The organism is Streptomyces alboflavus (assembly GCF_000716675.1).
Classification (GTDB): domain Bacteria; phylum Actinomycetota; class Actinomycetes; order Streptomycetales; family Streptomycetaceae; genus Streptomyces; species Streptomyces alboflavus.
Map to the genome: position 1 here is coordinate 37157 of NZ_JNXT01000004.1, position 21726 is coordinate 58882.

The 21726-nt window shown below is 72.4% G+C and carries 24 protein-coding genes and 1 pseudogene; 14 read left to right on the forward strand and 11 right to left on the reverse strand.

Going from position 1 to position 21726, the window contains the following annotated elements; all coding sequences use genetic code 11:
* Positions 1–30 precede the first annotated feature (30 nt).
* The 3 genes from OO63_RS04840 to OO63_RS47705 form a co-directional block, all read right to left on the reverse strand.
* The gene (locus OO63_RS04840) at positions 31–543 is read right to left on the reverse strand and encodes a hypothetical protein (protein WP_051810562.1); all 513 of its coding nucleotides are present in this window, start codon (positions 541–543) and stop codon (positions 31–33) included.
* Between the two features lie 93 nt (positions 544–636).
* Positions 637–1380, reverse strand: a complete 744-nt coding sequence (locus OO63_RS04845) for a Crp/Fnr family transcriptional regulator (RefSeq protein ID WP_234311093.1) — start codon at positions 1378–1380, stop codon at positions 637–639.
* A 1426-nt stretch (positions 1381–2806) separates the two neighbouring features.
* Entirely contained in the window at positions 2807–3541 is a 735-nt protein-coding gene (locus tag OO63_RS47705; RefSeq protein WP_063750366.1) for an ASCH domain-containing protein, read from the reverse strand.
* A 323-nt stretch (positions 3542–3864) separates the two neighbouring features.
* Here OO63_RS47705 and dhaK point away from each other — a divergent pair, with 323 nt between their 5' ends.
* The 5 genes from dhaK to OO63_RS04875 all read left to right on the forward strand — a co-directional run bounded on the left by dhaK (position 3865) and on the right by OO63_RS04875 (position 7542).
* Complete coding sequence (gene dhaK / locus OO63_RS04855) at positions 3865–4857, forward strand: dihydroxyacetone kinase subunit DhaK (RefSeq protein ID WP_030357514.1); 993 nt, start codon at positions 3865–3867, stop codon at positions 4855–4857.
* A gap of 82 nt (positions 4858–4939) precedes the next feature.
* Positions 4940–5551: a dihydroxyacetone kinase subunit DhaL gene (dhaL, locus tag OO63_RS04860; RefSeq protein ID WP_030357515.1), complete on the forward strand. Its 612-nt coding sequence runs from the start codon at positions 4940–4942 to the stop codon at positions 5549–5551.
* Positions 5544–5954, forward strand: a complete 411-nt coding sequence (locus OO63_RS04865) for a PTS sugar transporter subunit IIA domain-containing protein (RefSeq protein WP_030357516.1) — start codon at positions 5544–5546, stop codon at positions 5952–5954. The genes dhaL and OO63_RS04865 overlap by 8 nt, the downstream gene beginning before the upstream one ends.
* A gap of 115 nt (positions 5955–6069) precedes the next feature.
* A complete protein-coding gene (locus OO63_RS04870) occupies positions 6070–7089 on the forward strand; it encodes a fibronectin type III domain-containing protein (protein ID WP_234311094.1) in 1020 nt (339 codons plus the stop codon).
* Positions 7090–7179: 90 nt separating this feature from the next.
* The gene (locus OO63_RS04875) at positions 7180–7542 is read left to right on the forward strand and encodes a hypothetical protein (RefSeq protein WP_030357518.1); all 363 of its coding nucleotides are present in this window, start codon (positions 7180–7182) and stop codon (positions 7540–7542) included.
* Between the two features lie 75 nt (positions 7543–7617).
* Here the strand turns inward: OO63_RS04875 and OO63_RS04880 are convergent, their stop codons facing one another.
* Complete coding sequence (locus OO63_RS04880; protein ID WP_030357519.1) at positions 7618–8217, reverse strand: PadR family transcriptional regulator; 600 nt, start codon at positions 8215–8217, stop codon at positions 7618–7620.
* Between the two features lie 165 nt (positions 8218–8382).
* On the opposite strand from OO63_RS04880, the gene OO63_RS04885 reads away from it, so the two are divergent.
* Complete coding sequence (locus OO63_RS04885) at positions 8383–8859, forward strand: nuclear transport factor 2 family protein (RefSeq protein ID WP_030357520.1); 477 nt, start codon at positions 8383–8385, stop codon at positions 8857–8859.
* 28 nt (positions 8860–8887) lie between these two features.
* On the opposite strand, the gene OO63_RS04890 is transcribed toward OO63_RS04885, so the two are convergent.
* From OO63_RS04890 to OO63_RS04900, 3 genes are read right to left on the reverse strand one after another with little or no spacing between them, the layout of a single operon-like run.
* Positions 8888–10279, reverse strand: a complete 1392-nt coding sequence (locus OO63_RS04890; protein ID WP_030357521.1) for an aldehyde dehydrogenase family protein — start codon at positions 10277–10279, stop codon at positions 8888–8890.
* 7 nt (positions 10280–10286) lie between these two features.
* Complete coding sequence (locus OO63_RS46600) at positions 10287–10988, reverse strand: TetR/AcrR family transcriptional regulator (protein WP_037631138.1); 702 nt, start codon at positions 10986–10988, stop codon at positions 10287–10289.
* A 3-nt stretch (positions 10989–10991) separates the two neighbouring features.
* Positions 10992–11687, reverse strand: a complete 696-nt coding sequence (locus OO63_RS04900) for a type 1 glutamine amidotransferase domain-containing protein (protein ID WP_030357523.1) — start codon at positions 11685–11687, stop codon at positions 10992–10994.
* 137 nt (positions 11688–11824) lie between these two features.
* Between OO63_RS04900 and OO63_RS04905 the strand changes: the two genes are divergently transcribed.
* The 4 genes from OO63_RS04905 to OO63_RS04920 all read left to right on the forward strand — a co-directional run bounded on the left by OO63_RS04905 (position 11825) and on the right by OO63_RS04920 (position 15427).
* Positions 11825–12817: a LysR family transcriptional regulator gene (locus OO63_RS04905; RefSeq protein ID WP_078618945.1), complete on the forward strand. Its 993-nt coding sequence runs from the start codon at positions 11825–11827 to the stop codon at positions 12815–12817.
* Between the two features lie 244 nt (positions 12818–13061).
* Complete coding sequence (locus OO63_RS04910; RefSeq protein WP_030357525.1) at positions 13062–13565, forward strand: hypothetical protein; 504 nt, start codon at positions 13062–13064, stop codon at positions 13563–13565.
* 295 nt (positions 13566–13860) lie between these two features.
* A complete protein-coding gene (locus OO63_RS04915; protein WP_030357526.1) occupies positions 13861–14769 on the forward strand; it encodes a bile acid:sodium symporter family protein in 909 nt (302 codons plus the stop codon).
* 115 nt (positions 14770–14884) lie between these two features.
* A complete protein-coding gene (locus tag OO63_RS04920) occupies positions 14885–15427 on the forward strand; it encodes a DM13 domain-containing protein (RefSeq protein ID WP_030357527.1) in 543 nt (180 codons plus the stop codon).
* 56 nt (positions 15428–15483) lie between these two features.
* On the opposite strand, the gene OO63_RS04925 is transcribed toward OO63_RS04920, so the two are convergent.
* Positions 15484–16065, reverse strand: coding sequence for a TetR/AcrR family transcriptional regulator (locus OO63_RS04925; RefSeq protein WP_030357528.1), 582 nt, complete (start codon positions 16063–16065; stop codon positions 15484–15486).
* A 108-nt stretch (positions 16066–16173) separates the two neighbouring features.
* On the opposite strand from OO63_RS04925, the gene OO63_RS04930 reads away from it, so the two are divergent.
* Complete coding sequence (locus OO63_RS04930) at positions 16174–17328, forward strand: FAD-dependent oxidoreductase (RefSeq protein ID WP_030357529.1); 1155 nt, start codon at positions 16174–16176, stop codon at positions 17326–17328.
* On the opposite strand, the gene OO63_RS47710 is transcribed toward OO63_RS04930, so the two are convergent.
* Together OO63_RS47710 and OO63_RS47715 are read right to left on the reverse strand one after the other, a co-directional pair.
* A complete protein-coding gene (locus OO63_RS47710) occupies positions 17318–17713 on the reverse strand; it encodes a hypothetical protein (RefSeq protein ID WP_397622159.1) in 396 nt (131 codons plus the stop codon). The two genes, OO63_RS04930 and OO63_RS47710, sit on opposite strands and share 11 nt — an antisense overlap.
* An 88-nt stretch (positions 17714–17801) precedes the next feature.
* Positions 17802–18191: pseudogene (locus OO63_RS47715) on the reverse strand (NIPSNAP family protein); the annotation flags it as partial.
* Between OO63_RS47715 and OO63_RS04940 the strand changes: the two are divergent.
* The 3 genes from OO63_RS04940 to OO63_RS04950 are packed head-to-tail and all read left to right on the forward strand — an operon-like array spanning position 18190 to position 21124.
* Positions 18190–19185, forward strand: coding sequence for a helix-turn-helix transcriptional regulator (locus OO63_RS04940; RefSeq protein WP_033263822.1), 996 nt, complete (start codon positions 18190–18192; stop codon positions 19183–19185). The pseudogene OO63_RS47715 and the gene OO63_RS04940 overlap by 2 nt on opposite strands.
* 53 nt (positions 19186–19238) lie before the next feature.
* Entirely contained in the window at positions 19239–19991 is a 753-nt protein-coding gene (locus OO63_RS04945; RefSeq protein WP_030357531.1) for a sugar phosphate isomerase/epimerase family protein, read from the forward strand.
* The gene (locus OO63_RS04950) at positions 19988–21124 is read left to right on the forward strand and encodes a Gfo/Idh/MocA family protein (RefSeq protein ID WP_030357532.1); all 1137 of its coding nucleotides are present in this window, start codon (positions 19988–19990) and stop codon (positions 21122–21124) included. The genes OO63_RS04945 and OO63_RS04950 overlap by 4 nt, the downstream gene beginning before the upstream one ends.
* Before the next feature lie 30 nt (positions 21125–21154).
* Here OO63_RS04950 and OO63_RS04955 read toward each other — a convergent pair whose 3' ends face one another.
* Positions 21155–21700 carry a PadR family transcriptional regulator gene (locus tag OO63_RS04955; protein WP_030357533.1) on the reverse strand — a complete coding sequence of 182 codons (546 nt, stop codon included), beginning with the start codon at positions 21698–21700 and terminating at the stop codon, positions 21155–21157.
* Between the last annotated feature and the right edge of the window lie 26 nt (positions 21701–21726).

The following is a 21726-nucleotide window of genomic DNA, read 5'->3' on the forward strand; positions in this document are numbered from 1 at the left end:
CCTAGCTGTCGGCCCGGCCTTCGCCGGTGATCAGGTCCTGCGCAGGCACCGGATCTTCTGCTGTGCGGCGCCGATGGCATGCTCCAGTTCGATGCGGGCGTACTCCTGCTTCATGGCGCGCCTCATCAGGGCATCGTGCTCCGCGAGCGTCGGCCGCGAGCTCTGCTCCTGGATCAAGGTGTTGAGGTAGACCTCGATGCGCTCGACGACGGTGCGCAGCTCCGTGGAGATCGCTTCCGTCTGTCCGATCGACCCTTTGATCATGTTGCTCAGCCGGAGCAGCCTGTCGGCGTCGGCCGCTCGGCACGGCTTCTGGGCGAGGCCGCACAGCTCGGCGGAGAGGTCCCTGAGGTACTGGCAGACTTCCTCAAGGTCTCTGGCTTCGTCGTCCTTGGCTCGCGTGATCTTCATCCAGGCGAAGACCGCCTGGTGATGGCGGATGCCGTAGCTGGTGATGATCGCCATGACCACGCCGACCAAGGCGGCCGTCAACATGGAGCCGGCGCTTGTCCCGAGCGCCACGGTGACTTCGGTGAGGGGCATCGTGAAGGGAATCCGTTCGGGAAGCGCGTACGGAACCCGCGGGGCCCGGGGCGCTGGGGACGGTCGGTGGGTCCATGCTTGTGGCGCAGGGGACTACGCCGACATCGCGATGTCGCGGAGGCCGAAACGGTCCGTCACCACGAACTGCCGGTACTTGCTGGTGATCACGCCATGGGTGCGGCGCAGGCGGCCGATGGCGTTCTCCACGGTGGAGACGCCCATCATGAGGGCGTCCGCCAGGTCCCTCTGGCTCGGCCCCAGGATGGTGGTGTGGCCGGGCGTGGCAGGGGTGGGCGTGCCGGCGGTGTCGGCGAGGTGGAGCAGCAGCCCGCCGACCCGCTGCAGGGGTGTGCGCGTGGCGGTGCTGTAGATCAGTTCGTCGCCGCGGATGCGGTCCTCCAGGCTCCGCAGCAGCGACAGCTGGATCTCCGGGTGCTGGGTGAGGAGAAGGTTCAAGCGGCCCACCGGGCACGGCATGACCCAAGTCGTGGTCAGGCAGAAGGTCCTGACGGACTCTCGGGGGGTGATGAGCTTGGCCTCCCCCAGCATCTGGCCGACCCCGCGGAACCGCGTGATCTTCGGGGCGTCCTTGTGCGTGCCACAGGGGAAGCGTTCCTGACGGACGCACCCGCCGAGCACTATGTACACGTGCTGGCCGTCCGGCCCGAGGGGCAGTTCCTCGTCCCGCTCGTACACGCGGGCGTCCGAGCCCCATGCGGAGACCAGCAGCGGCCAGGAGGCGACCGGCAGGTGCTGGAGGAAGCTGCCCTGGGGCATGGCCTGCTGGCCCTTGAGGACATCGGTGGTGCGGAACGCGTCGACCTTGGGAGGCATCATCCCTCCCCGGTTCCGGGTTTCCCGTTCGCGGTCGCCCGGCGCGGAAGGCGGAGCCGTCCGGGCCGGTGACGCCGCATCAGCCGGGGACTCCCGGCCCCCTCCGGAGGGAAGGGCTGTCGTACGGCGACGCCATCGGTGGTGGCGGTCTTCATCGGTCTGAGGTCCTTCCAGCTCAGAGCTGTTGGGCTGGGTGCGTCCGCCGCAGCGGACGCACCCCGGTTGGCGGGTCCAGCGCCCTCTCCATCGCGTGATACCGGGTGGTAGGGCCGGTAGCGAGGCGAAGACTCACAGAAGGCTACGCCTATGCGCGCGGGAAATGCCAGCCACGCCGCCACCTGCGATGTTCCCTGATCTGGAGAGAAATCGAAGCCCCTCCCAGGAGGGTTTTGTTACATCACCACCAGGGTCGACTGTGATGCAGATCACATAGCCTTCCAGGTGATCCGGCCCTGCAAATCGAGGTGCCGCAACATTTCAAAGTCTTTACGCAGGAAAGGTACGGAATTTTTGCCCGGGGGACACCAGAAGGCGCGGATGTAAACATTCCGAAAAATACAGAGGCCCCGGGGAACCACCCCCGGGGCCTCCGGAAAGGGTCTGGACCCGCCAAGGCTCAGACCGACATCCAGTAAACACCATGAGGTCCAAAAAGGTCACACCGCAGGGGAAACAAGGCCTGCGGCACCCCTCGCGAGAGGGGTTTACCGGCCTCCGGGGCCGCCCCCTCGAACCCGAGGCGAGACGAGCCGTCTCGAACCCGCTATGCGGCTTCCATCCGATTTGCCACACTTCACTGCGCACTCAACTTCGCAGCACCTCCACATCGATCAACAATATCGAATATTGATCACCCGCAGGTCAGGGAGAGTCGCCGACATTAGGGCAGCCTTACCTGCCGACCCGATAGCTCAGATGTTCCACGGCCGTAAAGCTGACTGCTCGGCCAAAGCGAGGGTCGAATAAATAGAGAAACCATTCTTGAAGGGCTTATGCCGCCACCCGGGCAGTCCTTATTGGCAAATGCAGGCCATCGACTCACGGACCTACTCTCGCGTAAGTCGACTAAGGAACAACATCACAAGCCACATGGCGCCGGACAACGAGTTGAAGCCCCTCCGCCACGGCAACGAACCCTCTGGCCACGCCTTTTAGAACGCATGACGGCGTCAACTACACGGAGCACTACGCCGCGTACGCGCCCCCTGCCCCGAACGGTTGATGACCGCAACAACCGCAACGGCGAGACCCTCCTCAACCGACGTGCGCCGACAGCCCCGTACGGCCCGAATGCCGCCGGGCCCCGCGCACGGGCGGACAGACCGGCCTGGCGTTCGATGACGGCGAGAAGTCGTCGAAGGTCGGTGGCGGGGCCCTGGAAGTCACCCCGATGCGGGAGCACGGCGGGCGGTCCGTCGGGGACGCCGCATCACTCCTCGGCGTCAGGCGCTTCGACCGTGAACGTCACACATTCGACCTCGGCATCGGAGGGCAGGCCGGGATAGTGGCCCTGGAGGGCCTTCTTGAGCTGGTCGATGCTCGTGAAGCCATCGCGCCGAGCCTGGTCGGCAGTGAGGCGATCGAGCCGGTGGCGTTCGACGCCGGTGACGGTGCCGTTCAACGTGCGGTGGGCTTCGTCGTCCTCGAAGAGGAAGATTGCGGGCCCCGGAGCGATCGGATCTTCATGGCGGACGGTGGAGGTCTTCCGCCCGGTGGCGATGTCCTCGTAGTAGCGCTTGTTGAACCGAACAATTCGACGCGCATCCGTACCGGGGAAGAAGTAGGCGTCCGGCAGAAGCTCTCGAATCGGGCGCAGGGTCGGCCCGTCGTCGGTCGGTACGGCGACGAAGATGTCGGGATGGAGGTCGAGAAGCGCTTGGCGGCAGCGGCCGCACGGCGGGATCAGGCCGCGGCCCCGATCTCCCGCGGCGGCGATGGTGACGAGCGGGCCGGCCCCTGTGGCTGCGGCAGCACCGAGTACGACGAGCTCGGCGCACGGTCCGCCGGTGAAGTGGTAGACGTTGACCGCCTCGTGGATCCTGCCGGCCGTGTCCATCGCCGCTGCGGCCACGGTGTGGTTCGGATCGCTCCCGAGGGAGGCAGCGAGCCGTTCCGCAGCCTCGATGACGCGGCGCTCGGAGTCGAAGAGCTTCATGGAGACCATGCCGTCGACCCTAGGTCGGCCCAGCCGGACTCCTCCACACCATTTGTTCTCATGAGCCGCTCCCTCAGTGTGGTCGGCGGCTTGACATCGAGACCCACATACCAGAGGAGCGGTTCAGTCGCCCTTGGGGCCGTGTCGCAGCGAGACGCGGACCGTGAAGGAGCGGTCGGCAGGGGCGCGAACCGCTGACCTATGCGTGACCTTCGCTGCCGCAAGACCGATACTGCCGTCAACAGGAGGTGCGGTCGCCTCTCGCCGTACGCGCTCTGGCCTCGTCAACGGCAAGCCAAAGGCACGCCTGCCGATCTCTCCAGGAGGTACCCGTGAAGATGCTCATCAACGTGGCGGAGACCGTGGTCGCCGACGCGCTCAGGGGGATGGCGGCGGCGCATCCGGAGCTGACCGTCGACGTGGAGAACCGGGTGATCACGCGCGCGGACGCACCCGTCGCCGGGAAGGTCGCGCTGGTGTCGGGGGGCGGGTCGGGGCACGAGCCGCTGCACGGGGGGTTCGTGGGGCCGGGGATGCTGTCGGCCGCGTGTCCCGGTGAGGTGTTCACCTCGCCCGTGCCCGACCAGATGGTGCGGGCCGCGGCGGCCGTGGACAGCGGAGCGGGCGTGCTGTTCGTCGTGAAGAACTACACCGGTGACGTGCTGAACTTCGACATGGCCGCCGAGTTGGCCGAGGACGAGGGCATCCAGGTCGCCAAGGTCCTCGTCAACGACGACGTGGCGGTGACCGACAGCCTGTACACGGCGGGGCGGCGCGGCACCGGCGCGACCCTGTTCGTGGAGAAGATGGCGGGCGCGGCCGCCGAGGAGGGCAGGCCCCTGGAGCGCGTCGAGGCCATCGCCCGCCGCGTCAACGAGAACTCCCGCAGCTTCGGCGTCGCCCTCAGCGCCTGCTCCACCCCCGCGAAGGGCTCCCCCACCTTCGACCTGCCCGCCGGTGAGCTGGAGCTCGGCGTCGGCATCCACGGCGAGCCGGGCCGTGAGCGGCGCGCCATGATGACGTCCCGGGAGATCGCCGACTTCGCCGTCGACGCCGTCCTGGACGACCTCGCCTCGCACGACCCGGTCCTCGTCCTCGTCAACGGCATGGGCGCCACCCCGCTCCTGGAGCTGTACGGATTCAACGCGGAGGTCCAGCGCGTGCTCGGCGAGCGCGGGGTCCCCGTCGCCCGCACCCTCGTCGGCAACTACGTCACCTCCCTCGACATGGCCGGCGCGTCCGTGACGCTCTGCCGGGCCGACGAGGAACTGCTGCGCCTCTGGGACGCGCCCGTGCGCACCGCGGGGCTGCGCTGGGGCATGTGACCGCGGGTCCGGCTCCGCACCCGATCGCCCTGCCACCGCTCCGGGTCCCCGCCCCGGCGCCCCGACAACGCAAGGAGTACCCGTGCTCGACGCCGATTTCTTCCGCCGCTGGCTGACCACCGCCGCCGCGGCTGTCGACCGTGAGGCGGAGCGGCTCACCGAGTTGGACTCGCCCATCGGCGACGCCGACCACGGCAGCAACCTCCAGCGCGGCTTCACCGCCGTCGCCGCCACCCTGGAGAAGGAGGCCCCGGACACCCCCGGCGCCGTCCTGACGCTGGCGGGACGGCAGTTGATCTCCACCGTGGGCGGCGCGTCGGGACCGCTGTACGGCACGCTGCTGCGCCGCACGGGCAAGGCACTCGGCGACGCGGCCGAGGTCGGCGCGGCCGAGTTCGCGGACGCCCTGCGCACCGGCGTCGACGCGGTGGCCGCGCTCGGCGGGGCGGCACCCGGCGACAAGACGATGCTGGACGCCCTGGTCCCCGCGGTCGACGCGCTCCCCACCTCCTTCGCCGCGGCCCGCGCCGCCGCCCACGAGGGCGCCCTCGCGACCACGCCGCTCCAGGCCCGCAAGGGCAGGGCGAGCTACCTCGGCGAGCGCAGCATCGGCCACCAGGACCCGGGGGCCACTTCGTCGGCCCTGCTGTTCGAGGCGCTGGCCGAGACCGCGGAGGGGGCGGGGCATGAGTGACAACGGCAAGCTGGTGGGCATCGTGCTCGTCTCCCACAGCGGGCCCGTCGCCGAGTCCGTGGCCACGCTCGCGACGGGTCTCGCCGGGGGCGGCACCGCGCCGGTGGCCGCCGCGGGCGGCACGGAGGGCGGCGGCCTCGGCACCAGCTCCGAGCTGATCGCCGCCGCGGCGCACCGGGTCGACCGGGGCGCCGGGGTCGCGATCCTCGTCGACCTCGGCAGCGCCGTCCTCACCGTCAAGGCACTCATCGCCGAGGGCGACGAACTCCCGGACGGCGCCCGCCTCGTCGACGCGCCGTTCGTGGAGGGCGCGGTGGCGGCGGTCGTGACGGCGTCGGCGGGCGCGGACATCGCGGCGGTGGAGGCGGCGGCGCGGGAGGCCTACGAGTACCGGAAGGTGTGAGGAGGGAAGGGCGGAAGGTGGGGCGGGGGCGGGGAGTTCCACCCCGCCCCTTGATGTGCCCCGTCACCCCTGTCAAATTGGTCCGGACCAATCGCGTCGAGTGGAAGGCACGACCGTGCGACGGACCCCCCACCTGCCCCGCCACCGGCTCCCCCTGACGACCGCCTGCCTCACCGTCACCGCGGCCGTCCTCGGGGTGAGTTCCTGCGCCTGGGGCGGTGACGACGGCAAGGGCACGCGGCTGCCCTCCGCGCCCCGCGGCCTCACCGTGCAGGCGGGCAGCGCCACGTCCGTGCATGTGATGTGGAACAGCACCACCGACGGCTCCGACGTCACCGGCTACGAGATCTACCGGGGCACCGCCAAGGTGAAGGACGTGCCCGCCGACCAGCACATGGTGGACATCACCGGCCTCAAGCCGGCGGCCACGTACACCTTCTCCGTGCGGGCCCGCGACGGCCACGGCAACGTCAGCCCCGACAGCAAGAAGCTGCGGGTCACCACGCCCGCCGCGACCGCCGCCGACCGCAAGGCCCCGTCCCGCCCGGCCACGCTGCGCGGCGAGGCCCAGGGCGGGCACGCGGCGACGCTGGCGTGGGGCACGTCGAAGGACAACCGCAGCGTGGCCTCGTACGAGATCTACCAGGGCACGACGAAGATCCACAGCGTGGGCGGAGGCACCACCGACACGCTGATCACGGGCCTGCGGCCGGGCACGACGTACACGTTCACCGTGAAGGCGCGCGACGCCGCCGACAACTTCTCGGCCGCGAGCCCCGCCGTGCGGGTCAGGACCGCCGCGGGCAAGGGCAGCGGGCGCGCCACCGCCCCCGCGGACTTCGAGGCCCGGACGCACAAGTCGGGCGACGGGGCGTACTACATCGACCTGACCTGGAAGCCCCCGCACACCGGCGGAGCGGTGACGGAGTATCAGATCCACCTGGACGGCAAGAGCGCGACCTCGCTGGTGTTCGGCGGCACGGCGCCCCAGGGCAAGGCGAAGCACAGCTTCTACATCGGACGGGAGCCCGGCGAGACACACCGCGTGAAGCTCCGCGCCAAGCTGCCCGACGGCACCTGGGGGCGCTACTCCCCCGAACGGACCGTCACCACCGCGCGGAGCGGCCCGAAGTAGGTGATCTCGTTCCGCTCCATGGGGATGTTTCCGCCTTTATGATCACCGCGGGTCCCCAGGGGGGAGGCCCGTATCGATCAGGAGGGGAACATGTCCGGAGTCTCCAGGCGGTCCTTGTTGGGCTACTCGGGTTCGGCCGCGGCCGGCGCGGTACTCGCTTCGGCGGGTACGGCCCAGGCGGATGAGAAGAGCGGCGCCGCGGCCGCGCAGACCGCCGAGGGCAGCCAGGCGGCGGTGGCGTTCGAACCGGGGACGCAGTTCAGCGGGCGCGTCCAGCACAGCTCGGGCTACGCGGAGCTGTCCATGACCTTCAGCGTCCGGCACGAGGAGCGCTCGGGGCAGCAGGAGGTCACGCCCGCGGACATCGCGGAGGCCCTCAACGACCTCGCCGCCAAGCGCGGCTGGCCGCCCATCACCTTCTACGGCACGCCGCCGAAGGCCCGCCTGAACTGACCCGGGCGGCCGCCCCCGAGAGCCACCCCCGCACCGGACGCCGATCGGGTGCGGGGGCATCCGGCCGGGGCCGTCTCACCCGCCCTGACCACGGCGCGCCGACCCCGACGGGGCCCGCCGCGCGCTCTCCCGCCGCTCCAGCAGCTCCGCCGTCCGCAGGCACCACTCGCGTGTCTCGCGCTCGAAGGCGAGCCCGCGCTGACAGGTCAGATACGGCCCGATCCGCTGCCCCGCGAGCAGGAACTCCGCCTCGTCAAGATCCCCGCGCAGCCGCCGAAGGAGCTTCCCCAGGACCTCGGCCTTGGCCTCGGCGACCGCCGCGCGCTCCTGGAGTTGGGCGATCACCGGCGCCGCGTCGACGCCGTCGACCGCCTGCACCTTGACCAGCAGGTCGTCCCGGATGAACGACGGCTTCGCGGGCGCGGCGGCGAAGCGCTCCAGCTCCGCGACGCCCGCGTCCGTCACCCGGAACATCCGCTTGTTGGGTCGCCCGTCCTGCACCACCTCGCGCCCGGCGACCAAGCCGTCGCTCTCCAGGCGCGACAGCTCGGCGTACAACTGCTGCGGCAGCGCATGCCAGAAGTTGGCGACGCCGATGTCGAAGCCCTTGGCCAGCTGATAGCCGCTGAACTCGCCGTCGAGCAGTGCCGCGAGCACCGCGTGCCGCAGAGCCATGTCCGACCTCTCCCTCTGTCCCCGATATCCCCGATGTCCCGGTGCCGCCCCCGTGCCGCGCGGGCCTCTCCTTCCGGGCGCCCCGCGCAGTCTTCCCTTCCGGGCACCGCGACGCCATGATAGTCATCATTCTGACTACTCAGATTCTTGACTATGGAGGTTCGTATGGCCACCGCACCGTCCGCCGACAGCGTCCCCGCCGCGGCCCGCGACGCCGTCGCCCGCTTCCGCGAGGCCGTCGAGAAGCGCGACATCAGCGTGCTCGACGCTCTGTTCACGCCGGACATCCGCTTCTACAGCCCGGTGAAGTTCCAGCCCTTCGAGGGCCGCGAGATGGTGGTCGGGCTCTTCGGGGTGCTGCTCCGGCTCTTCGAGGACTTCCGGTACGTCGGGTCCTACGAGGGCGCGGCACAGACCAGCAGCGACGGGAGCGAGGCGGTGTCGGCCGTGCTGCTGTTCCGCACGACCGTGTCCGGCAAGGAGATCCACGGCATCGACCTGCTGCACTTCGACGAGGACGGCCGGATCAAGGAGTTCACGGTGATGGTGCGGCCGCAGTCGGCCGTCCAGACGCTCGGGCAGGCCGTGTACGCGGGCCTGGTCGCCGACGGCCTGGTGCCGCCCCTTCCCGAGGAGGGGTGACACCGGGCCGGTCGGTGACGGTGGCGGATCAGGCGGACAGCGGCACGTCCAGGCGCGCCTTGCGGTGGCTGAACGTCTCGATGGAGTGCGGGCCGTGGTAGGCGCCGAGGCCGCTCTCGCCGACGCCGCCGAACGGCAGCTCGGGGACGGAGAGATGGGCCATCGGCAGGCCGAAGCCGAGCCCGCCCGACGAGGTCTCGGCGGCGAGCCGCTCGCGGGTGACGTCCGCCTCGGTGAACGCGTACAGGGCGAGCGGCTTGTCCCGGTCGTTGATGAACTCGATGGCCTCGTCCAGGCCTTCGACCTCGACGATCGGCAGGACGGGGCCGAAGATCTCCTCGCGCATGACGGGCTCGTCGGGCTTGACCCCGCCGAGCACGGTCGGCGCGATGTACTTCGTGGCCCGGTCGGTCTGCCCGCCGGTCACCAGACGGCCCGAGCCGAGCAGCCCCGAGAGCCGGTCGAAGTGCCGCTCGTTGACGATCCGGCCGTACGCGTCCGACGCCGCCGGGTCCGCACCGTACCGCTGCGCGATCGCCTCCGTGAGCGCGGTCTCCAGGGCGCGGGCGGTGGCCGGGTCGGTGAGGACGTAGTCGGGGGCGACGCAGGTCTGCCCGGCGTTGGCGAACTTGGCCTGGGCCAGGCGCCGGGCGACCTCCTGGACGTCCACGCCGGAGTCGACGAACGCCGGTGACTTTCCGCCCAGTTCGAGCGTGACGGGGGTCAGGTGCTCGGCGGCGGCGCGCATCACGATGCGGCCGACGGTGCCGTTGCCGGTGTAGAAGATGTGGTCGAAGCGCTGGGCGAGCAGCGCGGTGGTCTCGGGCACACCGCCCTCGACGACGGCCACGGCGTCGGTGTCCAGGTAGCGCGGCAGCAGGCGGGCGACGGCCGCGGAGGTGGCGGGCGCCATCTCGCTGGGCTTGACGACGACCGCGTTGCCCGCGGCGAGCGCCCCGGCGACGGGTACGAGGAGGAGCTGCGCGGGGTAGTTCCACGGCGCGATGACGAGGACGACACCGAGCGGGTCGACCTGGGTGCCCGCGCTGGCCCGCTCCCCGAAGACGCCGCTGACGTCGACGGACTGCGGGCGCAACCAGTCCTCCAGGTTTTCGAGGGTGTGGTCGATCTCCCTGATGCTGAAGTCGACTTCAGAGCGGTAGGCCTCGGCGCGCGGCTTGCCGAGGTCGGCGTGCAGGGCGTCCGCGATGTCCTCGCGGTGCTCGGTGAGCATCTCGCGCAGCCCGGTGAGCTGGCGCACTCGCCATGCGAGGGGGCGGGTGCGGCCGGTGCGGAAGGTGGCGCGGAGGCGGGCCACGAGGGCGGCGGGGTCCTCGGGGCCAGAGGGGTTCGCGGGGTTCGCGGGGTTCGCGGGGTTCGCGGTGTTAGCGGTGTTCGCGGGGGTGCTGCTGGCGTTCATGGGGTCCTCAGGAGTGTGACTCGGGTGCGGGCAGGAGCCCGGTGAGCAGGGCGTCGGTGGCGGGGCGCAGCAGGTGCGCCGCGGCGGGGAGGGATTCCAGGCCGATGACGAGGGCGAGGCAGACGTCGGCGGCCTGGGCGGGGGTGAGGGGGGTGGCGGTGGCCCGGGCGGGGGTGGACGTGGACCCGGCGGCGGGGACGAGGGTGGTTCCGGCGGGAGGTGGCGGGGACCCGGCCGGGGTGGGCCCGGTGTCCGTGTCGGCCTGCGTGCCCCCGGCGGCTCCCGCGGGCGCGGCCGCCACGCCCGTCCCGGTGAACTGCTCGGTCAGCAGCTCCCGGATCCGGTCCGTGAACGCGTCGCAGATGTCGCCGGACAGGCGCGCCTTGGCGTCGAGGAGTTCCGCGGCGTGCCCCGCCCCGCCCGCGAGGTCGAGGACCAGGTCGAGCTTGGCGGCCAGGATGCCGTGGATCCGCTCGGCGGCGGGCGCGTCGGCGGTGGCGGCCGCCGCGGCCCGCTCCAGCGCCCGGTCGTGCAGGCGCCGGGCGAGCTGCCGGACCGCGTCGTCCTTGCCGCGTACGTACTGGTAGACTGCGGACCGGGACACACCCATCTCGCCCGCGATGTCGTCCATCGTGGTGCGCCGCACGCCGTACCTGCTCAGGCACGTGTACGTCGCGTCGAGGACGTCGGTGAGCCGGTCGCCCGCCATCGCTCAGCCCAGCGCCGTGACGAACCGGGCGGCGAGCGGGGCCGCCGACGCCGGGTTCTGGCCGGTGTACAGGTTGCCGTCGGCGACGATGTGCGGCGCCCACGGCTCGCCCTCCTGGAAGTCGACGCCGAGGGCGACGAGCCGGTCCTGGAGCAGCCACGGCGCACGGTCGGCGAACCCGGCCTGGGTCTCCTCGGCGTTGCTGAACGCGGTCACGCGGCGGCCCGCGAAGGGCGAGCCGCCCTCGACGTCGGCGGTGGCCAGCAGAGCGGCGGGGCCGTGGCAGACGATGCCGAGGGGCTTGCCGGACGCGAGGGCCGCGATCAGGAGGGCACCGGAAGCGGCGTTCACCGCGAGGTCCTCCATCGGGCCGTGGCCGCCGGGGTAGAACACGCCGGCGTAGTCGTCGAGCCGCACGTCCTCCAGGGCCACGGGCTGCTTGAGCGCGGCGACGCCCGCCAGGAGGGCGGCGATGGCGTCGGCGTTCTCCTGGCCGTCGTTCAGCTCGGGCGCGAGGCTCGCCGGGTCCATCGTCGGCTCGACCCCTCCGGGCGTCGCGACCACGACGTCGTAGCCGGCCTCGGTGAAGGCCCGGTACGGAGCCGCGACCTCCTCGGCCCAGTAGCCGCTCGGGTGCGCGGTGCCGTCGGCCAGCGTCCATACGTCGGAGCCGGTGACCACCATCAAGATCTTCGCCATAGCCCAGTCCTTCTCTCGTGTGACGCCTGTGATGCCTTGTCTCGTGCGACTCCCTGACATTTCGTGCGCAGAACGTCAGGTCGCCGGTGATCCGAAGGTAGGACGCCGAGCCATAGAGTTCCAATACGATCTCCGGTATGCCCCATAGAGATTCCAATGGCACGAGCTCAGCGCGGGTCCGCCGGGCACGGCCCGCGCCGTCGCCCGCCGAGGTCGCCCCGGCACGCGCGCCGCTCGACCTGTCCCTGCTGCGTACCTTCCTCGCCGTGCACCGCTCCGGCTCCTTCACGGCGGCCGCACGGGTGCTCGGGCTCTCGCAGCCGACGGTGACGACGCAGATCCGCTCCCTGGAGCAGCAGCTCGGCCGGGAGCTGTTCGAGCGGCGGCCACGCGGGGCCGTGCCGACGTCCGTCGCCGACGAGCTGGCCACCCAGGTGGCGGCTCCCATCGACGCGCTCGCCGCCGTGGCGGAGCGCGGCCCGCTCGCCGCCGAGAAGCGCCCGGACCCGGTGCACCTGGCGGGTCCAGCCGAGCTGCTCTGTGCCCGCGTCCTGCCCGCGCTCGCGCCGCTCACCGACCAGGGGGTGCGGCTGCGGGTCACCATGGGCCTCACCGACGAGCTCCTCGACGGGCTCCGCGGCGGCCGCTTCGACCTGGTGATCTCGACGCTGCGGCTGCGCGGGCGGATCTTCGGCGCGGTGCCGCTCGCGGACGAGGAGTTCGTGCTTGTCGCCTCGCCGGAGTGGGCGGAGCGCATCGGCCCGCGGCGGGTCGCGGCGGAGGGGCCCGCCGCGCTGCGCGGGGTGCCGATCGTCGCGTACGCCGACGATCTGCCCATCGCCCGCAGGTACTGGTGGCACGTCTTCGGCGAGCGCCTGACCGAGCAGCCCGCGATCACCGTGCCGGACCTGCGCGGGGTGCTCGCCGCGGTGGCGGCCGGGGCGGGCATCAGCGTGCTGCCGCGCTATCTGTGCCTGGACGCGCTGGCCGCCGGCGCCGTGGTGCCGCTGCTGCTGCCCGAGGACCCGCCGATCAACACGGGCTATCTCGCGCAGCGGCCCGGCGCCGCCGCCAACCCGCATGTGCTCCTCGTCCGGGACCGGATGCTGCGGTCGGCGCCGTCGTGGTGACACGCGTGGCCGGGTGACAGCGGGTCAGTCGGCCGCGAGGCGCCGGACGCTCCGGGGACGCCGGGCACGCCCCTGAAACGCGGTCAGCTCTCCGCCGGACGATGGACTCCGTCACCTGCCCGGGGGCAGTCCGCATGCGGTACGGGCTGACGCCGCGTTGGCTCGTCGTCAGGTAGCACGGACGTTTCCCAATTCCGGCGGCGCACGGGACGTACCGCCAACCGTGCCACCGGAGGGCAGACGCATGCGTACTACTCAGATATCGCTCCGCTCCGGACTGGCCGTGGCCGCCATCGCACTCCCGCTGGCACTGACCGCCCCCTCGGCGGTCGCGGGACCCGGGATCAACGTGACCGTCACCGGGACGACCGTGCAGGTCACCACGACTGCCTGTCCAGGCGGCGGCAAGGCCGCGCTGATGAGCGGCGGCAACGCCAGCTTCGCCGCGGGGCGGCAGGCCCAGCTGTCGGGCGGCAGTGCCTCCTGGACCAATGCCAGTCCCGGCACCCATACGGTGGCCGTGCTCTGTCAGGACGGTTCGGCGGCCGGTTCGCAGTCGGTCACGGTCGGCACGACCGGGACGACCTCGTCGACGACGGCACCCGCGCGCGGTGTGCGCGGTGGCATCGGCGGCGCGGTCGAGGACTACGGCACGATCACGCTGGTCGCGGGCGGGGCCCTGGTGGCCGCGGGTGTGACGGGCGGCGTGCTGTACTTCCGGCGCCACACGGTGCACCGCCACTTCTGACCCTGTCCCCCACGGTGGCCCAGCTCCTCTCGGCCACCGCTCCGGCCGGGCCCACTTCCGGCCACCGCCTCGGCCGGGGTTCGCCCCGGCCACCGAACGGCCCGCGCCCGGCCCCGGCACTCCCACCGGATCCGGGCCCGGGCCTTCGTGCGTGCGGCGGGGGCGGCCGGCGCACCCCGACTCGAACGCGGGCGGCACGCCCCGCCCCTGACGTGCCGCCCGCCGCCGGAACCGGTCGACGTGCTTTTTCCGCACGCCCGTGGACATTCCCCAGCGGCTACCGGAGCCTGTCCCTGTGGACTCGTCCCTGACCACGTTCCTGCTGCCCGCCGTCCTCGCCGTGATCATGTTCGGCCTCGGACTCGGCCTGACCGTGGCCGACTTCCGCCGGGTCACCACGCATCCCCGGCCCGTGGCCGTCGCCCTCTGCTGCCAGTTGGTGCTGCTGCCCGCCGCCTGTCTCGGCCTGGTCCTCGCCTTCGACCTGAGCCCCGCGCTCGCCGTCGGCATGATGCTGCTCGCGGCCTCCCCCGGCGGCACGATGGCCAATATCTTCAGCCATCTCTTCGGCGGTGACGTCGCCCTCAACGTCACGCTCACCGCCATCAATTCGGTGATCGCCGTCTTCACGCTGCCGATCGTCGTGAATCTCTCCCTCGACCACTTCATGTCCGGCACGGACGAGGCCCTGGGACTGCGCTTCGACAAGACCCTCCAGGTCTTCCTCGTCGTCCTTGTGCCGGTCGCGGCGGGGATGCTGGTCCGACAGCGCCACCCGGACTTCGCGGAGCGCTCCACGCGGGCGGTCAAGGTGACGGCGGTGACCGCGCTCGTCGGCGTCATCATCGCGGCGGTCGTCAGCGAGCGGAAGAACGTGCTCGGCTATCTCGCCGACGTCGGCCACGTCGCCTTCCTCTTCGCCGCGATCTCCCTCACCGTCGGCTACGGAGCGACCCGGCTCGCCCGCGGCGACCACCGGCAGTCCGTCGCCACCTGCTTCGAGATCGGCATGCACAACACCACCCTGTCGATGGCCATCGCCCTCAGCCCCTCCCTCCTCGACAGCACCCGCATGGCCATCCCGTCGGCGGTGTACGCGGTGGAGATGTTCCTCATGGCCCTCGCAGCGGGCTTCCTGCTGCGCCGGATCGCCCCGCCGGATACCACCGCCGACAGCACGGGGGCCCAGCCTGCCCAGGCGTGACGAACGCCGCCGACGGCCACGTAAGACTTTCGTCATGTGAATCCGGGAGTTCCGGGCACCCCGCCGACGTCGTACCGGGAGAGGATCACCACTCCATCCCCGACGGAGGCATCACATGGGACGCGTACGGCGCACACTCGGCAAGCCGTGGTTCATCACCGCGCTGACCACGGGCGTGGTGCTCGTAGGTGTGGGCCTCTACTGGTTCCAGCCGTGGAAGCTGTGGGTGGACGAGACCGTACGGGACCCGTTTCCCGTCGCGGCGTCCGTGCCGCCCTCGGACGCCGGGGGCACGGACGCGGGGCCGAAGGAGCTGGCCACCGGCAAGCTCATCAGCCACGAGCACGCGACCAGCGGCTCCGTCCGCGTCCTGCGCCTCGCGGACGGCACCCGCGTCCTGCGCCTGACGGGCCTGGAGACGAGCAACGGGCCCGCCCTGCGGGTCTGGCTCAGCGACGCGGAGGTGAAGCCGGGCAAGGACGGCTGGCACGTGTTCGACGACGGCAAGCACGTCAGCCTGGGCGAACTCAAGGGCAACAAGGGCGACCAGAACTACCCGCTGCCCGCCGACGTCGACCTGGACGACTACCGCAGCGTCACCATCTGGTGCGACCGCTTCGACGTGTCGTTCGGCGCCACGGAGCTGACCCGCGCCTGACCCCGTGGCCCGCGCGGCACCGGGTCCGAGTCCCGCCCCTGCGCCGTGCCGCGCCGTCAGCCCGCCGGAGGCCGCCAGCCGTCGGCCAGGATGGCGAAGACGGCCTCGACCGCGGCCCGGTGGTCCCGCTGCCCCTGGGCGAGGACGGGAACGTCGAGGGCGAACCGGGCGAGCGCGGCACAGGCGAGGTCGCCGTGCCCCACGCCGAACTCGTCGGCGATGGCCGCGCTGAGGGTGTCGGTGTGCCGGATCCACATGCGCTCGGCGTACGCGCGCAACGCCGGGGTGGAGTCCACCAGCTGGTTGAAGGCCTCGTGCCGGGGATCCGCCGCGATCGGCAGCCAGGTGTCCAGTACGTGCTGCCGCAGGGCGTCGAGGACGCTCTGCCCGGCGTCGCGCTCGCGCACCGCGGCGACCAGCTGGGCGTCCGTGCTCGCCTCCCGGTCGAAGACCAGGGCTTCCTTGCCGGTGAAGTGCTTGAACACCGTGGTGGTCGACACATCGGCCGCGTCGGCGATGTCCCGGATGCTCACGGCGTCGTAACCGCGCTCCAGGAAGAGGTGGAGCGCGGCGTCGGCGATGGCTTGCCGGGTGGCCGCCTTCTTGCGTTCGCGGCGGCCGATCGGAGGCTCGGTCATGGGCGCGATCCTAGCCGATGGCGGAGTCGGCAGCTTAATGGCATCCACATCTTAGAGGCTTTCATCAATTAGTTGTCAGATTACACTTTTGAACTTAGTCTCCCTTCCATGACTTCACCGCACCCTTCCCGCGCCCGCGTCAGCGTCGTCGGGGCCGGTCCCGGCGGGCTGACCTGCGCCCGCATCCTGCAACTGCACGGCATCGCGGTCACCGTCCACGAACGCGACCCCGGCCCCGACTCCCGTGACCAGGGCGGCACCCTGGACCTGCACGCCGACAACGGCCAGATCGCCCTGCGCGCGGCCGGACTGCTCGACGAGTTCTTCGCGCTGGCCCGCCCCGAGGGCCAGGAGATGCGCGTACTCGACCCGGCGGGCACGCTCACGTCCCATCAAGTCCCGGCGCCCGACGAGACGTTCAGGCCCGAGATCGACCGGGGAAAGCTGCGCGACCTGCTGCTCGGATCCCTCATGCCCGGCACCGTGCGCTGGGGCCAGGCACTGGAGCGCGTCGGCGCGTCTCGCGACGGGACGCGGCAGTTGCACTTCGCGAACGGCACCACCGCCGAAGCCGACCTGGTCATCGGCGCCGACGGCGCCTTCTCCCGGGTCCGCCCGGCCCTCTCCCCCGCGACGCCCGCACACAGCGGCGTCAGCTTCCTCGAGGCGTGGTTCGACGACGTCGACAACCGTCACCCCGAGATCGCGGCACTCGTCGGCCAGGGCGGCGCGCACGCGGCCGACGGCGAACGCGCCGTGTTCGCCCAGCGCAACGGCGGCGACCACATCCGCGTCTACCTCATCCAGCGCGTCCCGGCCGACTGGATCCGCGCGAGCGGCCTGACGCCCGAGGACACCGACGGCATCCGCTCCCTGCTCCTGGAGCGCTACGCCCACTGGTCGCCCCGCATGCGCCGGATGATCACCGACAACGACGGCCCCTACGTCGACCGCCCGATCCTCGCCCTGCCCGTCCCGCACACCTGGGACCACGACCCCACGGTGACCCTCCTCGGCGACGCCGCCCACCTCATGCCGCCGCTCGGCGTGGGCGTCAACCTCGCCATGCTCGACGCCCACGACCTCGCCCTCGCGCTCACCGGCGCCGGCACCGTCGACGACGGCGTCCGCGCCTACGAGAAGTCCATGCTCCCCCGGTCGGCCGAGATGGCCAGGCTCCTCGACGGCGGCGCCGAGGACCTGCTCCGCACCGACGTCAGCGGGAGCGCCGACGTCAGCGGGAGCCCCGACGTCAGCGGATGAGGGAGCGGCCGGTGGGCGCGAGCCGGAGCACGCGCGGGGGCCCGGCCTGCTCCCGCTCGATGCCCGGCAGGACCTCGTCCCGCGCCAGGGGGTACGCCCGCACCTCGGCGGCGTGGCGGCGCTGGGCGGACTCGTCCGGATAGGCGGAGAGGACCACGGTGACGTTCTCGCCGGTGCGGACCGGCAGCCGGGTGAAGGTGTTGGGCGCCGACTCGGTGGTGAGGACGGCGAGCGGCGCCGGGCCCGTCGCACGCAGGACGGGCAGCAGTCCGTCCTGGATCAGCGCGGCGCCCTCGGACCGTCCCGGCGGGAAGGACCACACCGTGGCGGACACGAAACGGTCCGGCGCGGGGGCGCCGACGCGCGGCCGCTTCGCCGGGGCCACGCCGAGTCCGTTCGCCCCCCGACACCGGACGCAGCAGCAGGACGTCGTCGGAGTCGGCCATGGTGGTGTTGGCCCGGGGCCCGTGCTCGGCCCAGACGGGCCCTCCGTAGAAGTCCGCGAGCGACCGGTGGCGTGCCGCCATGTCCGGGAATCCGCGCAGCCACACGAAGCGGTCCGGGTCGTCGAGGTCCCGGAACTGGCCGAGCACGACCATCCCGGTCGCTTCCTGGGTCTCGACGAACTCCCGGTCGAACAGCTCGATCAGCTCGTCGCGCCGACCGGGCCGCAGCGTGTACTGGCGCAGCTCGACCACGGCGGGGCGGACGGCCTGACCGCCGGGCTCGACGGGCTCGACGGGGGCGTGAGGGGACGCGGGGATGCGAGGGGGCACGGCGGGCTCCTGTTCGATGCGCTTGCGTCGACGGTAGGCAGCCGGTGTGCCAGGGCCTGTCAGTGTTTCCGAGCAGAATGGGTCCATGTCCGCCGGTCGTCTGCTGTCGCTGCTGCTGTTGCTCCAGTCCCGCGGCCGGGTGTCCGCGCGCGGTATCGCCGACGAGCTGGGGGTGTCCGTGCGGACCGCCTACCGGGACGTGGCGCGGCTCCAGGACGCCGGGGTCCCGGTCTACGCCGAGCCGGGCCGCCGCGGCGGCTATCAGCTGCTCGACGGCTACCGCACCCGTCTCACCGGGATGAGCGAGGGCGAGGCGCGGGCGCTGTTCTTCGCCGGACTGCCGGGCCCCGCAGCCGAGTTGGGCCTCGCGGCGGAGGTGACGGCGGCGCGGCTCAAGCTGCTCGCCGCACTGCCATCGGGGCCGCGCGAGGAGGCGGCGCGGACCGCGGCGGTGTTCCACGTGGACGCTCCCGGCTGGTACCGGGAGCCCGAGGAGACGCCCCATCTCCCCCTGTTCGTCGACGCGGTGCTCGCCCGGCACGCGGTGGACGTGCGCTACCGCCGCTGGCGCGCGCCGCAGGAGGTGAGCCGCCGCCTGCGCCCCTACGGCCTCGTGCTCAAGTCCGGCACCTGGTACCTCGTGGCCGCGTCGGACCGCCGGACCGCGACCTACCGCGTCACCCAGATCCTCGACGCCACCCCCACCGGCGAACGGTTCGACCGGCCACGGGACTTCGACCTGGGCGCGTACTGGGCCACGTACCTCGACGGCTTCCGGAGCCGCCGCCACACCGGCACCGCCACCATCCGCCTGTCCCCGCGCGGGCGACGCCGCCTGCCCGACAACGTCCCGCAGGACGTGGCGCGGGCCGTCGAGGAAACCGCCACCCCCGTCGGCGACGACGGCTGGGTCGAGGCCGTCATCCCGACCGAGAGCACCGGCCACGCCTGCGGCGAACTGCTCCGGCTCGGCGTCGACGTGGAGGTCGTGGCCCCGGCCGGACTGCGCCGGGCCATGGCCGCCACCGTGGCCGCGCTCGCCCGGACCTACGGCGCCGGGAGCCCGCAGACACCCTTGTAGACCCGCCGCGCGCGCCTTACGGTCCTCCCAGCCGCCGACGGGGAGGGACCTCCATGCCACGACCGCTCAGCGTTCAGCTCTACTCCGTACGCGACGAGTTCGCCGTCGACCGCGCGGGGACCCTGGGCCGCCTCGCCGAGATGGGCTACGGCGCGGTGGAGGCGTACGACGTCACCGACGACGCGGCGGGGCTGCGCCGGCTCGCCGACGACCTCGGCCTCACCGTGTCCGGCGCGCACGCCGTGCAGCTCCTCACCGGCGAACCGGGACCCGTCCTCGACGCGGTGGCCACGCTCGGCACGCCCCTTGCGATCGTCCCCGCGGGGTTCCCGCACGAGGACTTCACGACGTACGACGGACTCGCCCGCGTCGCCGACCGCCTCGGCGGCCTCGCGCGGGACGCCGCCCGGCACGGCCTGCGGCTCGGCTATCACAACCACTGGTGGGAGGTGGAGCCGCGGCTCGCGAGCCACGGCGGGCGCCCCGCCCTGGAGGTCCTCGCCGAACTCCTGGACCCCGAGGTGTTCCTGGAGGTCGACACGTACTGGGCGGCGGTCGCGGGCGCCGACGTCCCCGCGCTGCTCACCCGGCTCGGCGACCGTGTGGAGGCCCTGCACCTGAAGGACGGCCCCGGCACGAAGGACGACCCGAACGTGGCGGTCGGCGGCGGCACCATGCCCGTGCCCGAGGTCCTGGCCGCGGCGCCGGACGCCTGGCGCGTCGTCGAGTTCGACGCGTGCGCGGGCGACCTGCTCGGGGAACTCGCGGCCAGCCGCACGTACGTCAGCTCCCTGGAGGCCGTGTGAACACGGGCCCGGTCGGCGTCGCCGTCGTCGGCGCGGGCGTCATCAGCGCCGAGTACCTGCGCACCCTCGGCACCTTCCCGGACATCCGGCTCGTGGCCGTCGCCGACATCGCCCCGGAGCGTGCGGCCGCCGCGGCCCGCGCCCACGGCATACCCCTCGCGGGCGACCTGCCGACCGTCCTCGACGAGCCGGACGTCGAGCTGATCGTCAACCTCACCGTGCCCGCGGCGCACGCGCAGGTCGCGGCCGCCGCGCTGCGGGCGGGCAAGCACGTGTACGGCGAGAAGCCGCTCACGACGGCCCCCGCCGACGCCGAGAAGCTGCTCGCCGAGGCGTCCGAGCGCGGGCTGCTGCTCGGCGGCGCGCCGGACACGTTCCTGGGCGCGGGGCTGCAGTCGGCGCTGCGGGCCGTCAGGGCGGGGCACATCGGGGCGCCCGTCGCGGCGACGACGGCGGTGCAGAGCCTCGGCCCGGAGGCCTGGCACCCCGACCCGGCGTTCTTCTACCAGCCGGGCGCGGGGCCGCTGTTCGACCTCGGTCCGTACTATCTGACGGCTCTGGTGGCGCTGTTCGGCGCCGTGGAGCGGGTGGCCGCGACGGCCGCGCGGGCCAAGGCGCGGCGCACGGTCGCCTCGGGTCCGATGGCCGGGCAGTCGTTCCCGGTCGACGTGCCGACGCACGTGTGCGCGCTGCTCGACTTCGCGTCGGGGGCGAGCGCCAACTCGACGTTCAGCTTCGACAGTGCGCACCCGAGGATCCGGTTCGAGATCACCGGCACGGAGGGCACTCTCGCCGTGCCCGACCCGAACACGTTCCGGGGGCCGCTGCGGGTGCGGGCCAACGGCGACGACGAGTGGCGCGACCTGCCGGTGCGGGGCCGCACGGACGGGCGGGGGCTCGGGGTCCTCGACATGGCCCGCGCGATCCGCGCCCACGACGGTCCGCGGGACGGCGGCGCGCCCGGCGCCCACCGGGCCTCGGGCGCCCTCGCCCTGCACGTCCTGCAGACCATGACGGCCATCACCCGCTCCGCCGACCGCGGAGAGTTCACGCGGCTCCCGGCGCAGGTCGTGCCGCCGACGCCGCTGCCGGACGGCTGGGACCCGACGGCGGCCTCGCTCGGGGCGGCCTGACGGCCGGACCGGGGAAGTCGAAGGTAGGCCCTAGGACGCCCCCGGGGGCTCCGCCAGCTCCTCCAGCGTCCGCGTGAGCCACTGCGTCCAGAACGTCTCCAGGTCGATCCCGGCCCGCAGGACGACATGGCGAAGGCGGTCCTCGATGGCGTCCCTGCCGGGCGGGAAGTCGCGCCGCTCGATCTCCTCGTACTCGGCCAACTGCTCCTTGTGCAGGGCGAGATGGCGGCGCAGGTCCGCCTCGATGCCGTCGGTGCCGACGACGGCGGCGGCGCGCAGGCGAAGGAGCAGGGGGTCGCGCAGCGGTTTGGGGTCCTGGCTCGCGGCGGTCCAGCGGGCCAGTTCGGCGCGGCCCGCGGGCAGCACCTCGTACTCCTTCTTCTGGCCGCGCGTGGCCTGCGCGGACGGCAGTGCGCGGGTGAGCCCGTCGCGTTCGAGGCGGCCGAGCTCGCGGTAGATCTGCTGGTGGGTGGCCGACCAGAAGTAGCCGATCGACCTGTCGAACCGGCGCGTCAGCTCCAGACCCGACGACGGCTTCTCGAGCAGGGCGGTGAGGATCGCGTGCGGGAGTGACATGACGGCATCCTAGGGACGGCGGGCGG

What these genes read in the sequence shown, in the direction of transcription:
- OO63_RS04940 (WP_033263822.1), top strand. Translation starts at nt 18,190, where the DNA reads ATGTCCGCCGGTCGTCTGCTGTCGCTGCTGCTGTTGCTCCAGTCCCGC.
- OO63_RS04900 (WP_030357523.1), bottom strand. Translation starts at nt 11,687, where the DNA reads ATGGCGAAGATCTTGATGGTGGTCACCGGCTCCGACGTATGGACGCTG.
- OO63_RS04920 (WP_030357527.1), top strand. Translation starts at nt 14,885, where the DNA reads ATGGGACGCGTACGGCGCACACTCGGCAAGCCGTGGTTCATCACCGCG.
- OO63_RS04955 (WP_030357533.1), bottom strand. Translation starts at nt 21,700, where the DNA reads ATGTCACTCCCGCACGCGATCCTCACCGCCCTGCTCGAGAAGCCGTCG.
- OO63_RS04880 (WP_030357519.1), bottom strand. Translation starts at nt 8,217, where the DNA reads ATGGCTCTGCGGCACGCGGTGCTCGCGGCACTGCTCGACGGCGAGTTC.
- OO63_RS04865 (WP_030357516.1), top strand. Translation starts at nt 5,544, where the DNA reads ATGAGTGACAACGGCAAGCTGGTGGGCATCGTGCTCGTCTCCCACAGC.
- OO63_RS04910 (WP_030357525.1), top strand. Translation starts at nt 13,062, where the DNA reads ATGCGTACTACTCAGATATCGCTCCGCTCCGGACTGGCCGTGGCCGCC.
- OO63_RS04845 (WP_234311093.1), bottom strand. Translation starts at nt 1,380, where the DNA reads ATGATGCCTCCCAAGGTCGACGCGTTCCGCACCACCGATGTCCTCAAG.
- OO63_RS04890 (WP_030357521.1), bottom strand. Translation starts at nt 10,279, where the DNA reads ATGAACGCCAGCAGCACCCCCGCGAACACCGCTAACACCGCGAACCCC.
- OO63_RS04945 (WP_030357531.1), top strand. Translation starts at nt 19,239, where the DNA reads ATGCCACGACCGCTCAGCGTTCAGCTCTACTCCGTACGCGACGAGTTC.
- OO63_RS47705 (WP_063750366.1), bottom strand. Translation starts at nt 3,541, where the DNA reads ATGGTCTCCATGAAGCTCTTCGACTCCGAGCGCCGCGTCATCGAGGCT.
- OO63_RS04905 (WP_078618945.1), top strand. Translation starts at nt 11,825, where the DNA reads ATGCCCCATAGAGATTCCAATGGCACGAGCTCAGCGCGGGTCCGCCGG.
- OO63_RS04925 (WP_030357528.1), bottom strand. Translation starts at nt 16,065, where the DNA reads ATGACCGAGCCTCCGATCGGCCGCCGCGAACGCAAGAAGGCGGCCACC.
- OO63_RS04875 (WP_030357518.1), top strand. Translation starts at nt 7,180, where the DNA reads ATGTCCGGAGTCTCCAGGCGGTCCTTGTTGGGCTACTCGGGTTCGGCC.
- OO63_RS46600 (WP_037631138.1), bottom strand. Translation starts at nt 10,988, where the DNA reads ATGGCGGGCGACCGGCTCACCGACGTCCTCGACGCGACGTACACGTGC.
- OO63_RS04930 (WP_030357529.1), top strand. Translation starts at nt 16,174, where the DNA reads ATGACTTCACCGCACCCTTCCCGCGCCCGCGTCAGCGTCGTCGGGGCC.
- OO63_RS04840 (WP_051810562.1), bottom strand. Translation starts at nt 543, where the DNA reads ATGCCCCTCACCGAAGTCACCGTGGCGCTCGGGACAAGCGCCGGCTCC.
- OO63_RS04885 (WP_030357520.1), top strand. Translation starts at nt 8,383, where the DNA reads ATGGCCACCGCACCGTCCGCCGACAGCGTCCCCGCCGCGGCCCGCGAC.